Raw genomic sequence first — 15,390 nt, forward strand, 5'->3', positions numbered from 1 at the left:
CCGATCTTCGATAAAAGAAGTGTGACGAATATGAATAAAGAAATTAGTACAATTGAAACTAAAGATACCGACACTCTGGCGACTCCAGAGGACATGCTTTCTTACGAAGAAGTTCAGCAGTACGCTCATGAGAACAACATCAAAAGCATGCGTGAATGGTTCGGATTCCATAATGTTCGTAAAGGCGGCACACCTCGTCCACGCAACATTCCGGGAGATCCATCAAAATATTTTGGTCGTAGAGACCAGTGGGTCAGCTGGCCAAGTTTCTTAGGCACTGCAACCAAAGCAACACAAATCATCAAAGATGAATTCTGCGACATGTCAGAATGTAAGAAGTGGTTTGCTGATAACAAAGTTTACACGGTCACTCAGTTTCGTGAAATTTCTAAATCCGGTAAGCGACCAGGCTTCATTCCATCAGCCCCTGATAAAAAATACGATGTGAAGTTTTCAGAATTATTGTGCCCAAAAAAATCAGCTTATGTGACTTTTGAAGAAGCGAAGAAGTTAGTCAAAGGCTATGGGTTCAAAAGTTATCTAGAATTTCGTGAAGGTCGCCGTAACGACCCTAAGAACCTGTCAGTGGTGCCATGTAACCCAGACAAGCATTATGACCAAAGCAACGAATGGACTAGTTGGCCAGATTTTCTAGGATACTCTCGCCTAAGAAAGTAAGAATATTTGTCATTATATTACCACAAGTAAAAAGCCACCCTCGCGGTGGCTTTTTTGATCTTCATACTATTGAAATCTATCAAACAGTTCGTCTTTTAGATTCAACCCTTGTTCAACGATAGTGCTTAGATGACCATTCAAATATTCATTGTCAATTTCAGCTAAGGGCTTTGGTAACACGTTTCCATAATTCATAATACGATCGATAAATGATTCATTCGAACTGGCATAAACATTACTACCGACAATAATAACGAACAACATTGCTAAAACTTTGATTTTCAAACCGACACCTTAATCCGTAGTTACATAACTTGTATAGCTGAGACTTAACTTTCTCATTTTCTCGGTATCGCGCAACCGTTCTGATGATAATGGGACATAGACGTTAAACTCAGAATTATCCTTAGTAAACCAAACATACGGTGTAGCCTTATCCCACACAGGAGAGACGTATTCATTTTGGCTGTTACCTGCACCACCAGCGATGCATTGTTTTCCAATCTCATATCCCAACAAAGAGATTTCTGAGCAGACGCGGTATTTAGACAAGGCCTTGAGAACTGCTATCTTATCGGGATCAAGTCGTCCATCAATCTTGTTACTTGCTTTATCATACGTGACATTATCAACACCATAACCAACTAGATACCTACCGGGCTCTCTTGCGTTATCATCCAATTGGGTCACTGTTATTGCATCTTGCAAGCCGGCCACCGCTGTTCCTGGATGGTAAGTGAAAACCTTATTATTTGTAGAGACACGCGTATCTGGATAGTCACTCCAGTCTCCTTCCGAGACTCCAAGCTCCTTTGTCACCCACTCTACAAGATCTTCTGCGCCATCCGTACTGACTTTCAGCTTTAAGCGAACCCCACTTGTGCCATCACTATTAACAACGGGAACTTGCTGAACAATTTCATATGACACATTCTCTTTCAACTTACCAAGTAAAGCTTTGTATGTAGTTTTCTTGTTTTCTTTACCAATTTGCTTTAGGTCATACTTACCCTTTTCTGTTAGCAAATCTTCTAGAAATTCAGTGTCCACACTTCTCGCCGTTTTGCTTTCTGGCAGGCGACTAATCAGTTCAACAATTTCGTTCCTCTTACTCTGACGCTCTTTTAATTTCGCCACATCAATGCTATCGCCATTGAGTACATAAGATTCAAAACGTTCATCTTCAACAATCAATTTTTCTAGAACCTGCTGAACCTTTTTATCAAGGTACATTTGTTTCAATACCTTGTCTGCCAGTTCGGTATCGATGACAGCCTTAACAGATACGGTTGCACAAGTACCATCTTCACTGACACAGGCGCCGATGGATTCATCTGTTCGTCTTGAGCTAATTGTCGCGCCATTTAACAACCAGCTCGCCCGGCTTAGATACCCATTGCTATCCATGCTCTTTATTGATAACACTCTATCGGTAACCTGCTCACTGATACTTTCAAAGGCTTTTTGTTCTGCTATAGACTTTGCTGAGTTTATGCTATCGAATTCACCAAGTTGATAAACACCAGTCCCCGTAAATGGGATTTCTTGAGCAAATAGCCCTGATGAACAAAGCGAAAGCACTGAAATTAGGACAACTTTCTTCATAAACTTAAATCACATTCCTTTATCTAATTAACAATATGAAAACACACATCAATCCTTCCGCAATAGCAAAAATGAAAAAAGCCAGAGCAATTGCCCTGGCTTAATGGTTTTATTCAACCCTATTTTTCAATGGAAAGATTACTACCCTTTGATTCACTGTTATATAAATAATGGTTCTCACCGGTTTGCGTGTTCTCTAACTTCACGGATTCCATGCCGAAGTTAGTACCACTGGCTACCTTGGTAAATTCTTCACCACCAATTTCCAACTTACTACCGTTTTCGGCTTGCATCATATCCTTGAAACCATCAGCGGTAACATCGATACGATCTGGAGCACCATTAGTACCAGCCACTGTTTTAGAATCTATCGACACGGATGAATCACCACCCTGACCTTGCGCGGCATTACCAGCATTAGCAGGTGTTGTCGTGCCTTGGTCACCGTTACCAGCAGGTGCGTTATCACCATTCGAGCTCGGTTTAGTATCTGCGCCTTGGCCTTGAGCGGCATTACCAGCATTAGCAGGTGCTGTCGTGCCTTGGTCACCGTTACCGACAGGTGCGTTATCACCATTCGAATTCGGCTTGGTATCTGTACCTTGTCCTTGCGCAGAGTTACGTGCATCAAACCCAGTTTGAGTATCTAGCTTTTGAATTGCACTCTCAAGACGTGCGCCTGCATCTTCCATACCTGGAGTCGCCTTAAGCGCCTCTGCAGCATTAACTAAACCGCCTCGCATTTGCTCATACTGCTTCATCTGCTCAACGCTTGTTGTCTCACCAGTGCCAAAGCCCATGAAACCGTTTTTCTGTTCCGAACCGGACATTGCAGTATCGATGTTAGCCTTGTTCAATGCAGAAACATCTTTGCCACTAATGGCGTCAGAAATAACTTGATTACCGACTTTGCTTAACTCGTTATAGTTGTCGCGGCCATTAATACCATCACGGTAAGCACTGGTTGCAACAGATGCAGTATGTTCGTCCTTTTTCGACTCCATGAACTGTTCAGCCTGTTCAACTCGAGAACTCAAAAGTTGATAGTCAATTGTAGCGGTCTGCCCTTTATTCTCCATCTCGCTCATGATTGCTCGACCACCAGCAATATCGTTTTCCAACCGGTCGAATGCTGCTTCCTGTACCTTGTGGCCATACTGGTTAGCACCCTGCATTCCACCAGTATTAACATTGAAGCTACCCTCCGCAGCCTTTATCGGGTCATACTTATCATTCGTAGCCATTTGAAGGCCGGCGTTTGCCTGAGACAATGACAGCTCACCGCTATTAACTTTGTTAGCTAGTCCCGATAAGACATCTTTATCAATGCCAGATACGCGTTCCATAGCTGTGTTCACGGAGTTGACATTACGTTGCATTGTGTCAGCAAGAGCAGCATCTTCTTTGTCACCGGTTGCACGTAGTCGAGCAATTTCAGTTTCTGCGCCTTTAGCCGCAGCTAATGTCCCTAATGCTTCTTTCCTTTCTTGGTCGGTAGCATCAGATCGCAATCCATTAGACACGCTCTCAACCAAATCAGAATGTTGAGTTTTAGAATCCTGGCCAGTAATTTTTGCTGCAATATCTTTACTCACACCTTCACTAGCTGCCAACCTTTCTGTAGCTTGTTCTTGTTTGGTTCCATTGATTGTATTGTTTAACCACTTACCAGTATCTGCTGCACTTTGAGCTAAAGGTTCAAGTGCTTTAGCTGTTGGTACTATTCCATCGGTTAGTGGTTTAACAATCGCAGGGACCTCGTTTTGGGCGGCTCCTGTTCTGTCATCAGCCTTCTTAAGAACTTGGTCTGCCTCGCCTTGCTTAGTTGGATCAGCTACAACCTTTTCCTTAACCGCATTCTTATTTTCTTCATGGGTCTGAGATGGGTTTGTTGTTGCAATTACTGCCTGCTGACTTGCAACTGCAGCGACCGCACCAGCACGTCCTTGTTGATTAGCGGCCACGACAGATTGTTGAGTTGGACCGCCGTCCTGTGCTGCTGTTGGAGGTGGGCCGTTTTTAAGAGGCGCTTCTGCTGCTGCACCAATATTTCTTATATCGTTAGCTGCTGCTGCCCACTGTTTCATTCCTCCACCCATGTTCTCATTTAAAGTATCAAGATAGTTTGCACCTGCTTGAAACCTTTGGCTTCCGCTATTTTTCATAATATCTTTAAAGGCGTTGTCGGCATAACGACCCGTTGCTGCCATGCGAGCTTGTAGTGACTTATCATTACCTACGTCTTGCTTGATAGCTTGATCATACTCTGCAGCGTATTGGTCAGTCGTTTTAAACTGACTTGACATACCTTTCAGTGATTCACCATCTTTAGTACCAGAGAAATCTTTAAGGGCTTTCATATCACCATTAAGACCCGGTTCGTAACCACCTTGCTTTTTAAAGTCATCGAATTTCTGACGCTGTTCCGCATCCATTGAACCTAATGCTGTCTTCTGAGCAACACCTGCTAGTAAAGAACCATCTGCGAATTTTTCATCGTTCTTATTGTTTGCACCAGTAGATGTTACACCTGCCAAGTTGTAGCTAATCCCAGATGACATACCTGCAATAGCTGCTTGAGCACGACTTTCCTGTTCCACTTGTTTTTGGGCTTGAGTCCATGCGGTGCTTGCTTCAACAGCTCTTGAACCAGACTCACCAAAACCTGCATTTTGCCCAGTTGAACGAGAAGTCGATAAGGTTTCGGCTTTAGACAACATGGCACTACCACTTTCTGTATTGGCAAAGTTCCAGTTATCGCCCGATTGAGTTGTTTTTGATGCAACATTACTAATAGCTGCGTCGAGCTTCGATTTAGCATCTACACCAATTTCACCTTTAACTGCTGCACCAAATTTGGCACTTGCCACACCATCCTTTTTGCCAAACCCAAGTGCTGCTGCAGCCTCTGCTTGTGCTTTAACACCCATACCACCTGACAATGCTAAACCAAGAGTTTTAGCATCCTGAGCGCTAAACTGCCCAGTTTTCATCAAGGTATTTGCGTAAGAATTCGCTCGAGCAATACCTTCATTTTTGGTAGCCGCTTCTGTTTGAGCTGCCGTTGCATTTTCACCACTAACAGTCATGTTGTTATACATTTCCTGTTGAGCATTATTCAGTTTCGTTCCTTGTTGCTTGGCCGTTTCTGTCGCATTGGATAATGCAGTAGAGGTAGTGTTGTTAAGGTCAGTCTTAGTATTGTTTTGTGCCATACCAATTGGGGCGGCGTTTGAACCATTATACGAATCTACTGCTCCACCAGCACTCGCATCATACGCTTTGGTGTTTTGTCCAACAGACAGCTTACCGCCATCAGCCGAGCCAGTTGCTTTTGGTGTTGCAACGGAGCCTTCACTACCACCACCTTTAGATGCACTATTCGATAAGTTGATAGCTGTATGAACAGACCCATATAGAAGCATTAAACTCAAAGCTGGCACCATAGTTTGTAATGTGGCACCCATTGCTATAAATGACTCTAATTCGGTAAAGCTTGTGTTGTATCCAGCCCATGAGAAGGCATCGTAACTAGTCGAGTTGAATGACGCGTTATTCATCGCATTCTGCAGGTACATATTCACTCCGACTTGCAGAATTGGCCAAGTATTTACCCAAATCAACAGAAAGAAGTACTTGATCACCATTCCCATACCTTTCTCGCCAAAGGCAACTACAAAAGGCATGATTGGACCAATCAGAAATACAAATGCTTCGATGTATGTGATAAGTGGGATAGCCATTTCTGACCACAAGGAATACTGAACGGCAGTAGATACCCTTCGTTGGTCAATTGCTTGGAATTCAGCCTGGCTTGCCATTAGTTCAGCTTCACTTGCCCAAGGGCTACCCGCTTTAGCCTTTTTCCAATGGTATTGTAGAATTTGGTTAACTTTGATTTTCCATGCGTCATAGCTTGTTTGGGTCAACATGCTCTGACCTTCTTTCAACTGAATCTCGTCAGCATTACCACCTATTGATGCACCATGCTCAGCAACATACTTCCATTCAGTACCAATAGCATTACCAATTTTGGTATATGCATCACCACAACCCATGACTTTCCAGCCCTGACCCGCGTCTACATTTACCTCGGTAGTCCAACCGTTATAGGTAACCTTCATCGCATCCCAAGAGTATGGAAGTGTTGACATTGCATTCTCATTTATTTCTTGCGCGCCATTCTTTAGATATAAATCTTTTAGTACGCAATTTTTAATGTAGCTCTCTACCGATGAAGATAAATCAGTAGCAGATGCACCAGATGCAATGGCAGCTGTTGCAGCATATGTTTGGCCTGCCTTAAATTCATCAACGTCACCTGTGAATCGCATTTTCATCAATTCACGCAATGGCTCTAAACCATTACCAGCAACTGGAACTGAACTTGGGTCGTCACCATCAACCCCTATCATTGCGCGATAACTACCGGTTGCCGCACTACCGGGTACATAAGTTGTGTGGTAGAACTCTCGCAAACTATTGGCCATCGTATATCCAAACGTAGTTGCAAGTGTTCCACCTAGTGCAATACCAACTGGAATATCAGGCATTGCATCAGCACCACCATCGGCATGAATGAGTGTGACAGGTACGGATTTACCGAAAAGGATCAGAACTAGGAAGAAACCGATAAAAAACTGCTTGAATTCGATTTTTCCAGGGTTCCAAATACCGTTCCAAAAGACAGAAAGTAAACCGAGCATCAAACCAATTTTTGCAATCGAAATAGCGCCTTGCTCGAAAGCATGAGATAACCCCAGAAGCGCAAGTCGCATGAAGCTAGGGTCACCCATAGAATAAATTACAAAACCTGACATCCCTACACCCCACTCGCTGCCATTGCTTTAACTGCCTCAGCTAAAGTTTCATAAGTATTCATTAGATCATTAGCTGATTTTATTTCATCGCGTTTCTTCGTCTGGATGTCATCAATCTGAGATTGGAATTCGATCATCCTGCCTTTCAAGAAATCTATTAAGTTCTGGGTTGCCTTAGCGTCAGAGGTAGCACTCAATTCCGCTTTTTTGAGGATTTCTTGTAATTGGTACATCAAATCTTGTAACGACTTTTCCGCTACACGATAAGCTACTAGATTGGCTATCGCTTCTTGAGCACCATCATCTTTACCCGTCATAAATAGCCATGTCATCATCGGAACATCAGCATTTTCTACAAATTTCTGCTGCTCACTTGTCAGGTTTTGTTTGGTTAGAATGCGTTTACGGATGCCTACTTCTGAACCGTCACCGTTTAACAGTTTAAGAGCTCTTGGATAAATCCCTTCCCACTCTACTTTTGCTGCTGAACCTGATTTAATTTTCGTACAAGGGAGACGGTTATCGATTTTAGTTTCACTAGTATCACATCTAAGTAATTCAATCTTTTCACCTTCTTTGTTATAAAGAAGGTCCTCTGCAGAAACTGTTTTTGCGTATGGTGTGGTTTCAAGTTCATCACCATCACCAACGGTAATGACCTTTGTACCAATTAACGACATAATCAGTTCTTGAATATCGTCTTTTTCCCAGCCTGTAGCAAAACTCCATTGATCAACTTTTGCAGCACCCAATGCATCCCAAACGATATTCCCTTTAAGGCCTGGTACTTTGACAGATTTAGCGTCTCCATCTTCTGAACGTTCAGAGAAAAAGTCACCCCAACTACTCATGGCGTCAACTTTTGTTTCAGCATATGAACCTAATCGTTCTTGCCAACCATCTTTGTTTACAGTATCAGTCAGAGACTTTGCCAAACCTTGGCCAACTTTCGCTTCACTCAATGCATCCACAGTATCCTGACAACTCATACTTACTAAGTCATTGAAGTCATCAAGCTTGTCCTGAATCCAAGCCATACCCTGAGCACATGATGGACATATGGACTCAACTGCCAAGTTAAATGCATAGACAGCCGCACCAGCAGCTATCGAGCGGCCCATTTGAACAAGTTCCTCCTTCTTGATCAGCGATATTGAACCCGCAAAAAAATCAATTCCACCACACCCGGCATTCATGCTAGGTGCTTGAAAATTAATAACTTTTGGCTGATACATAGAGAACCTAGCACTAAACGTACCGAAGGCTACACCGTTGCGTTTCTGTGATTCATACACTTGAGAACCGGTTGCAGTGGTCATCATCCCGAATATTTCTTTTAAGGGGTCACCAGCCAAGGTTTGGCTAGGCATTAGCATAGAAAAGCTTAATGCTGTCGATGCTAATAACAGTCTTTTCTTACTATTCATCACGGTGTCACGTCCTGATTAATATTCTGGATGTCCTTCGTTTGGTCATATTGCTTTTGGAATTTGGCGCGTAGCTTGTTCGCTAGGTAATCTGGGTCACTGAACACTTTGTCTGGGTCGACTGTTAACTGACTCTTAGTTGCGTCATCCAAGAGGATTTCACGAACGTCTTGTGTCGCATCATATTGTTCGCCGGTAATCCACCCTTCTTTGCTTGCTAACATGATGGTTCGACGCATCAATTCATCTGGCGCGGTAAGTCCAACGGCCAAGTTATGGAATTCACTGCCATCTTTCGTAACGAGGTAAATTGTGGGTGTAACCATGACCTGGAGTTTCTGTTTTAATGTGCCTGGGTCAGTTACATAATCTGGAAATTCGTTATTAGGCAGCGGTCGGCCGTCAAGTGAGATCGCAAGTATGTCTATACCTGTTTCCATCTGCAGACGTTTGAGCATGGGTGCTTCTTTCATGCAGTAAGTACATGTAGAAGAGAAGAAAAAGAAGAACCCGACCTTATCTGCTAACTGTTTGATCAAATCACTTCGATTTTGTTTAGCCGCAATTTTTTGGTCAACTAGTGCAACTTGGTTTTCTGGTCGACGCAAAGTTTCATCCAAAGGCACTTCAAACTTTGATACTTGTTGTGCGACGGAGGCAAATTTCGAACTTTTATCCATCATGATTCGCTGGGCATAGAAATACCGCCTAACGTTTTCATAGGTTGGATTATCGATCGCTGAATCGCGTAATTTAGGTAAGTTCTCTCTAAGCCATGCAACATTGACAACTACTTCGTTGTTTTCAGTTGCTTCTTTCTTTGGCTTAGCTTCTTGTTTTGTTTCCGGTGCTTGTACTGGTTCTTTCTTAGGTTCTACCTTTATTTCTTGCTCAGGTTCCGGTTCAGGCTCATACCAAAACCAACCTTCACTTTTACGGTTATAGAAGGAGTCAGATGTATCGCTATTAGCAAATGCATTCGACGTATAAGCCGTCGTCAGGCAGACAGCCACAGCCAAAGATAAGATATGTTTTTTCATGCAATGAATATTGCAGGATTGGAATAGATTGCGTGTCGATTAAGTGGGTCTTAGTAGGCACACTTAATCGATATGATTTTGATAGCGTGGTAGCGCTAAAAGCGCTGGGTGGGAATAGGTATATTACTGAGGGTAAGTCGTAGAGTTAGCTTTCTTTTCAGCCATATCAAGCATAGCTTTTTGAGCGATAAAATATTTTCTAACGTTTGCTTCCGTTGGATCATCTATAGCTCTTTCACGAAGGATTGGTAGGTTATCTTTAAACCAAGCTTCTGTAAAAACGGATGGCAGTTCTAGATCGCTTGGAGAATCAACCGTTATCTGTTGTTCAGTTTCAATTGTAGAACATGAACATAGTGCAATTGCCAACAGGATTGGAGTTGTAAATTTGTTAATCATATTTGCCTAATGGGATTATTTAAAAAGAATTACAGATGACTAACGCTTACCTTTGTTATACAAGGTAGAGTCCTTTTCACAGAACGGGCATTGATTGTAGTTTCTTTCTGAGTGAAAGATATAATCTATCCCACATTTGTTGCAGACTTTTCTTGTGAAAGTACCATCCTTCAAGTACTCGAAAATATGATAGATTCTATTAATATCCATATACTGATTGTTATACACAACCAAATATGTACGCGCTAAAGACAGCAATTCAGTTGGCGTAGGTGGACGATGAAAGTCTGAATTATCAGGTACTGCATTGCAGTAATTACGATAAACAATGTTTGCATGAACTCGGTGAACAACATGAGTAGTCATCCATCCAGAACCCTTACGAAATTTCCCTAGCTCTTTGTTTATCGATTTCTCTAGTCGTTTATCAACAACAAAGAATTTTTTCAGTACACGAGTATTAGCACCGAGTCTTGCCATTTGGTAAGAGAGTTGCTGTTTTTCGTAATAAATATCTGGTTCCCAACTTTGGGTTCTACGCTTCGATGCAGCACTACTCACAAACTACCCTCTCGCCTTTTTTAATGGGGTGGTAGTTAAACCAGAAGTATTAACGGGTCCACTATAAGCGTTGATGTGTGCAGCCGTGTTGTGAAACTCGTCAGTATTAGATTCTAACGAGTCAAGAAGAGCTGTCATTGGACTTGCGCCGCGTAAAGTATCCTGGCCTTTAATCGTCAAGATTGGAGGGCAAGAATGTAAAGCGACCTGCAGATCATATGTTGACGTTTCTGCTAATCTACGTGCTTCTGCCGTGGAAATCTTAAACAATGCTGCCACACTGATAGGGTCAACACGCGCTAAATCTCGCATTGACATGATATATGCGGTCTGCGAATCCTGAATCGAGCGATAACTGTTATTGTCTAGTATTCCAATTTCCATTGAACGGTAGCCTTTAAAACGCAAATCATTAAACATGTAGTAGTATGATATGTCTGTTTGCTCGTTCGTTCAACAATTTTCCCTGTTGGTTATATACAATGAGTATTGAAAGGGTTAGCCGTATCCTAAATTACGTGGTGTTTCGTGAATTTTATTAAGCGCAGGATCTGTTTCTATCCAATTAACATCTGATTGATCTGCGAAAATATAATCGTCATGAAGCTTATCGATCCTTGCATAATTCCCTATTTCCCGGCGATTTGCATAGGTAACAACCTCACAAGAATTTTGCTCAGATGGCAATCTCTCCGTATTTGTAGAACGAACAGTGTTCGCAGTAGGTACACGCTTAGCGACCTCAGCTTCGACCGACTTCTTATGAGAATTTCTCTTACGCATTTGATATACATTGGTAGTTTTCCCTGCTGGTAACAATACTGGTATTGAACCACCACGAGGCAATGTGATTTTGTCTACAAATCGTAATACACCGTGTTCTAATAGCATTTGAGTATACTTTTTAGCTGTATTTCGGTTGCCTATACCACACCAATAGCACGCAAAGGTTAAGCTGAATGCAGTTGGGTCATCAATCTGATCGATGAAAGCTCGTTTACATTGTAATAGCTCTTTAAAACCAACATACAATCTTTCAGCTGACTTAGCATCAGTTGGCAACTCAGGTAAATCTGTAACTGGTTGAGGGATAATCAGCCCTGAATCTATCAATAAACGAGTTAACCAAGCTTTGTGCATACCAGATTTAAACTCTGTCTGAGGTATCCGACGACCACACTTCATCATTGCAAATATATGCGCCAAATCGAACTTAACAGGGCCTGAGCTTAAAGTAGTCTCATGAACTTCATTGAAAGCAAAATATACAAGCCTTGTTGTATCTGAAAGAAGGCCAAGGCTGCAACTTGGTTTTCTATCTTCTACACCCGGAATTACAGACGAAAATGATTTGGAATAGTTTGATTTGGAACCAATACCCTCTACCGGAAGACCCATATACTCTGCTGCGCGAAGCCATGTTCCCGGATGCGAGAGTAATTCATCGAACTGCTCCTTAGTAAATGGCGCCTTAAGAGCTGGTGGTACTACAAAACCATTAGCAGAGCCATTACTAGAGGCTTTTCCGAACTGGCAAGGTAATCTATCTTTCGAACCTTCACTTACTGAACTTAAGGAAACGTATCCTCTGTTCACTTTCTTTTTAGTTTTTATTTTAGGTTCTTTGATTGTTATCTCTTTACCGTCATTGAATGTAGAGAATACAAAGTCATTTAGTACATTTACTGATGGTAGGTAGAAAAGCCTATTAGCATTAGTACAAGTTTGATCAATTTCAATGTTAAAGCGTTTAGCAGTTCCAACGTATACCTTATGAAAATCTTCTGGTTGTATTGGATTTGATGGAAATAGGATTACTCTCCATCTTGGTGCTTCATAGGTAGCACTGTATGTTGAATGGATTATATGAGCATATCCTTCAAGCTTACTTTCGAGTTGGCTTAAAGTGTAAGTGGTTGTTTTACAATCAACATCATAAACGAGAAGTGAAAGTTGTCTCACTTCTTCTATCGCTTTAGTTTTTGGAGAGTTAAACGTTCCTGGAATGTATGCTGGAACAGATTTATCTGTAGCTTTTTGGTGATGGGTTAAGATCTCCACAAGTTGAGCTTTGGTTAATGCCAACTCTTCTGTATGTAGATCGCGTTCGTCATCAACAAATGTTAATGGGTATGTTTTCTCTATAGCCTTTAAAAAGGCGTGTTTAGTCCCTGCCATAAGACACTCTTTTTGAGAGCATCCATAGTTGGGGACATTGACCTAATTATGATAGCTAGTATAATTAGGGGTGAAGGGCGTCCTCCAAACTTAATTGGATGCTTGAAGGATAGAGATTGCAGTCTTTATCCATCACAATATTTAATGTTGTAATGAAGCTGTTAGCCTTGCAGGGCTTTCAGCTTTTTTTTTACCATCGTTATGGTTTTAGTTGTAGAAACACATAATTGCAGTTATGTTTTTGAATCTACGAACTTATTAGATTTTAAGTTGATCTTGTCAATAGATCAACGATCTACTGATCATAATAGATCGTGCTGTAACCTATTGTTTATGCGATAGATTTAATGAAAACGGCTAGATCTCCCCATATTTCCTTGATCAATTATCAAACTTTCAATACCGATCCGAACTTTCAGTACCGTTTTGAACTTTCAATACCGTTTTTCGATCGTTTTTTTGTTATTTTCAAGTTTTCACGTTTACTCTTTTTTCATGAATGCACGTAATTTTTAGCCATAAAAGGGTGCTTGATTTTTTAATGTTTTAATAAGTTGTTGATTAAAAAGAAAAATGTTTTTCTAAAGGATATTTGTTGAAATCATCTTTCCCGATTTAGGTTCAATTTATTTATTTTAATTCACTTTATTGGCCTTTAAATGCGTAGTGAATCCGTAAAATTTTTAAAAGTATGGAATCGTATTGGGCTGATATTGTAGTGATTTAGATCTCATTCTGAAATCTGTTGATTTATATACATTAATTATCAGATTCCCCTCCCCTATCCTATTATTGTTATGGTTTAGAGTTTTTATCTCTAGAAACAGTACTTGATAATACTTTTTGTACCGTTGATGCTCTCTAAAAGTTCCGCTGGTAAGTGACGACGTAACATTTTATTTTTATTACAAAACACTACCGTTTCTTCGCTCTAATAATTAGTAATTTTATTGTTTCCATAAAAAAGGTTGGCATTAAGGCCAACCTCGTTTATCTATTATTATGAATCGTTTAAAGGTACAGATTTTTCAGTATTAATGATGAAGTATCTATTTCTGGCAGTAACACGAACTGGCCATCTTCAAGTGACACCCTTATTCCACTTATGCAAGATGTCTCTTTCAATGCTATACCCTGATTGTTATAGATGGATTCGTACTCTACATCGATAACTTCAACTTCTCTATCAAGACTCTGGTCATACTCTTTTACTGACGCTTTAATCGCATGATTTTTTAGTATCTCGCTAAAGCTTTTCTTAAATTCCGTGATTGATAATTGTGGTGCTGTTCGGTCTTTAAGTTCCAGCCAATCTATTATTGCCATGCCTTTTTCACTGAAATAGTTTGATGTCCATAAATTAAATCCAAACACCAGACTATTCGATGTGGTTAGTGCATTTGAATACACTCGGGTCAATTCATGTATTGCCTCAGTGTTTCCGTCTATTTGTCTTTTTATTTGAGCAATAGTTTCTGGTGGGAATTGCAATTGCAGCACAATTGATCCTGGTGCTTCACTGGACTCTCCTTCGACTCTTAATGTCAGCATGTTTAGGTGCAAAGCAGAGTTGCTTGTCATCCCATATCTATGAAGAAACCATTTTGGTAGCTGTCGAATATGGAATGTTGTACCAGACAACCTCCTTATTGCTGTTAGTGCTGAGTTTTTATGGCCTCCGGTTTTGGGTAGCCTCAATGAGTTCAAAATTGCATTTAGAGGTATATTATAGGTTTCTGTAACTAACTCATCATTTTTGATTCTTTCTTTAATTATGTTTTCAAGGACAGTTATTGTTCCTATGTAGTATTTTAAATCGAATAGTAAAGCTATTCTTTCACCCTTACCGGAACGTGTTTCTACAGCAACTCGCTCTGGTCCCCACAAAACATGTGATTCAATCTTGGTTGCATTTCCCTTGCGGTTAAAACGTAAAGCACCAAATAGTACAGTTGTTATTAGGTCGCAAAATGCTATATCTGTCAGCTCATGTTGGTTTATTAAATCTACATCTTCAATTTGTACTATTGGACGCGTGTCATTCTGTTTACTGTCTTCTTCTACCAATTTCTCGAATACAGCTGATAAGTTCGGTTGCTTAAATACGTAAAGCATACCTCTACGTCTATTTATTGGATCAGTTGTACAGGTGACAGTTTCAACTACTCCTAACTTTTCTAATTCCTTTAGATAGCTTCTTATAGTATTGACTGATAAACCAAATGAGTCTGAAACTTTACTAAGAGATGTTATTGATTCTTTTGAGCGCTCGCAAATATCGAAAATGGCATTGACCATTTCTCTTTTTTTAGGAGCTACACCTACCGAGGGTAGGAAGCGGTTTACTTTTAGCTGGAGCTCAGCATCTTCAAATTTCACTAGTGGAGCGCTTAAACCTTCTTCTTCATGAAGATGTATAAGGTCCAATGCGTCTGTTTTATTTGTTGCCATTTGATAGCTCTCTATTGCTTTGTTGTATAGGTGGCTATACAGGTCTTTGATAACCACAGTACACCGAAATCGTTATTTGACGTTAGGATTACCCTAAATGTCTCCCACGTGGGAGACTTTGGTAAAACGACCTATTTATCTATATCTTTCAATTGGTTAGGTGCTATTTTAATTTTTAAAAAATTAACTCTGAGCAGTACTGCCACACTCGTTTCAGAGTGAAATGTCTCC

10 protein-coding genes are annotated in these 15,390 nt (G+C 40.8%); 1 reads left to right on the plus strand and 9 read right to left on the minus strand.

The window, feature by feature from the left end; translation table 11 throughout:
- Positions 1 to 30: 30 nt before the first annotated feature.
- Positions 31 to 678 (plus strand): hypothetical protein, encoded by a 648-nt coding sequence (locus R7D93_RS19835; RefSeq protein WP_225478000.1) that lies wholly within the window; start codon positions 31 to 33, stop codon positions 676 to 678.
- A 66-nt stretch (positions 679 to 744) separates the two neighbouring features.
- Here R7D93_RS19835 and R7D93_RS19840 read toward each other — a convergent pair whose 3' ends face one another.
- From R7D93_RS19840 to R7D93_RS19880, 9 genes are all read right to left on the minus strand, one after another.
- Positions 745 to 963, minus strand: coding sequence for a hypothetical protein (locus R7D93_RS19840; RefSeq protein WP_225477999.1), 219 nt, complete (start codon positions 961 to 963; stop codon positions 745 to 747).
- 9 nt (positions 964 to 972) lie between these two features.
- The gene (locus R7D93_RS19845; RefSeq protein WP_225477998.1) at positions 973 to 2,283 is read right to left on the minus strand and encodes a hypothetical protein; all 1,311 of its coding nucleotides are present in this window, start codon (positions 2,281 to 2,283) and stop codon (positions 973 to 975) included.
- A 119-nt stretch (positions 2,284 to 2,402) separates the two neighbouring features.
- Positions 2,403 to 7,103, minus strand: coding sequence for a conjugal transfer protein TraG N-terminal domain-containing protein (locus R7D93_RS19850; protein ID WP_225477997.1), 4,701 nt, complete (start codon positions 7,101 to 7,103; stop codon positions 2,403 to 2,405).
- A 2-nt stretch (positions 7,104 to 7,105) separates the two neighbouring features.
- Complete coding sequence (locus R7D93_RS19855; protein WP_225478017.1) at positions 7,106 to 8,530, minus strand: conjugal transfer protein TraH; 1,425 nt, start codon at positions 8,528 to 8,530, stop codon at positions 7,106 to 7,108.
- Positions 8,530 to 9,570 (minus strand): conjugal transfer protein TraF, encoded by a 1,041-nt coding sequence (traF, locus tag R7D93_RS19860; protein WP_225477996.1) that lies wholly within the window; start codon positions 9,568 to 9,570, stop codon positions 8,530 to 8,532. The genes R7D93_RS19855 and traF (R7D93_RS19860) overlap by 1 nt, the downstream gene beginning before the upstream one ends.
- Before the next feature lie 123 nt (positions 9,571 to 9,693).
- Positions 9,694 to 9,969, minus strand: a complete 276-nt coding sequence (gene traF / locus R7D93_RS19865; protein WP_053410900.1) for a conjugal transfer protein TraF — start codon at positions 9,967 to 9,969, stop codon at positions 9,694 to 9,696.
- Positions 9,970 to 10,008: 39 nt separating this feature from the next.
- A complete protein-coding gene (locus R7D93_RS19870) occupies positions 10,009 to 10,530 on the minus strand; it encodes a FlhC family transcriptional regulator (protein ID WP_225477995.1) in 522 nt (173 codons plus the stop codon).
- Positions 10,531 to 11,028: 498 nt separating this feature from the next.
- Positions 11,029 to 12,708, minus strand: a complete 1,680-nt coding sequence (locus tag R7D93_RS19875; RefSeq protein ID WP_225477993.1) for a hypothetical protein — start codon at positions 12,706 to 12,708, stop codon at positions 11,029 to 11,031.
- A gap of 1,011 nt (positions 12,709 to 13,719) precedes the next feature.
- Positions 13,720 to 15,159 (minus strand): hypothetical protein, encoded by a 1,440-nt coding sequence (locus R7D93_RS19880; RefSeq protein WP_225477992.1) that lies wholly within the window; start codon positions 15,157 to 15,159, stop codon positions 13,720 to 13,722.
- Between the last annotated feature and the right edge of the window lie 231 nt (positions 15,160 to 15,390).

The organism is Vibrio sp. YT-15 (genome assembly GCF_033337445.1).
Taxonomy (GTDB): domain Bacteria; phylum Pseudomonadota; class Gammaproteobacteria; order Enterobacterales; family Vibrionaceae; genus Vibrio; species Vibrio alginolyticus.

Bases quoted from the DNA above. Each gene is read 5' to 3' on its own strand.
- R7D93_RS19835 (WP_225478000.1), top strand. From the start codon at position 31: ATGAATAAAGAAATTAGTACAATTGAAACTAAAGATACCGACACTCTG.
- R7D93_RS19845 (WP_225477998.1), bottom strand. From the start codon at position 2,283: ATGAAGAAAGTTGTCCTAATTTCAGTGCTTTCGCTTTGTTCATCAGGG.
- R7D93_RS19850 (WP_225477997.1), bottom strand. From the start codon at position 7,103: ATGTCAGGTTTTGTAATTTATTCTATGGGTGACCCTAGCTTCATGCGA.
- R7D93_RS19855 (WP_225478017.1), bottom strand. From the start codon at position 8,530: ATGAATAGTAAGAAAAGACTGTTATTAGCATCGACAGCATTAAGCTTT.
- traF (WP_225477996.1), bottom strand. From the start codon at position 9,570: ATGAAAAAACATATCTTATCTTTGGCTGTGGCTGTCTGCCTGACGACG.
- traF (WP_053410900.1), bottom strand. From the start codon at position 9,969: ATGATTAACAAATTTACAACTCCAATCCTGTTGGCAATTGCACTATGT.
- R7D93_RS19875 (WP_225477993.1), bottom strand. From the start codon at position 12,708: ATGGCAGGGACTAAACACGCCTTTTTAAAGGCTATAGAGAAAACATAC.
- R7D93_RS19880 (WP_225477992.1), bottom strand. From the start codon at position 15,159: ATGGCAACAAATAAAACAGACGCATTGGACCTTATACATCTTCATGAA.